This is a genomic window from Photobacterium gaetbulicola (genome assembly GCF_003025515.1).
Classification (GTDB): domain Bacteria; phylum Pseudomonadota; class Gammaproteobacteria; order Enterobacterales; family Vibrionaceae; genus Photobacterium; species Photobacterium gaetbulicola.
This window is the reverse complement of sequence record NZ_PYME01000073.1, coordinates 1-946: the sequence shown is the minus strand read 5'-3', so window position 1 is coordinate 946 and position 946 is coordinate 1. Positions and strand designations below refer to the sequence as shown.

At 46.6% G+C, this 946-nt stretch carries 2 rRNA genes; both read left to right on the top strand.

Going from position 1 to position 946, the window contains the following annotated elements:
* A 16S ribosomal RNA gene (locus tag C9J03_RS26360) occupies positions 1-108 on the top strand; the annotation flags it as partial.
* Between the two features lie 319 nt (positions 109-427).
* A 23S ribosomal RNA gene (locus C9J03_RS26355) occupies positions 428-946 on the top strand; the annotation flags it as partial.

Below are 946 nucleotides of genomic sequence, written 5' to 3'. Positions count from 1 at the left end.
GTAGATAGCTTAACCTTCGGGAGGGCGTTTACCACGGTGTGGTTCATGACTGGGGTGAAGTCGTAACAAGGTAGCCCTAGGGGAACCTGGGGCTGGATCACCTCCTTAACGATATGACTGCGTTTTATGCAGTGTCCACACAGATTGCTTGGTGAAATGGTTTTAGAAATAGCAAAAGTGCTAATGAATAACGTCAGTTATTGATTAACGCTTTTGCGTTATGCTCTTTAACAATCTGGAAAGCTGACTAGTAAATTGAATTCTTTGAATTCAATACTAAATAGTTTCTACTTAATAAGTAGGAACGAGTTCTCAAGCAACACACATTCAAGTGTCTTGTGTAAGAGTCCGGCGAAACACAGTTCATCATACTCAGATGAACAACCTTGGTTGTTGAGCCATACGAACAGACCCCTTGGGGTTGTATGGTTAAGTGACTAAGCGTACACGGTGGATGCCTGGGCAGTCAGAGGCGATGAAGGACGTGCTAACCTGCGATAAGCCAAGAGAAGATGGTAAGAATCACTATACTCTTGGATTTCCGAATGGGGAAACCCAGCTGCATAAGCAGTTATCAGTAAGTGAATACATAGCTTGCTGAGGCGAACCGGGGGAACTGAAACATCTAAGTACCCCGAGGAAGAGAAATCAACCGAGATTCCGGCAGTAGCGGCGAGCGAACCCGGATTAGCCCTTAAGCTAGTTTTGCGTCAGGTGAATGTGCTGGAAAGCACAGCGATACAGGGTGATAGCCCCGTAACCGGTAGCGCATTATCAGTGAAAACGAGTAGGACGGGACACGTGATATCCTGTCTGAATATGGGGGGACCATCCTCCAAGGCTAAATACTCCTGACTGACCGATAGTGAACCAGTACCGTGAGGGAAAGGCGAAAAGAACCCCTGTGAGGGGAGTGAAATAGAACCTGAAACCGTGTACGTACAAG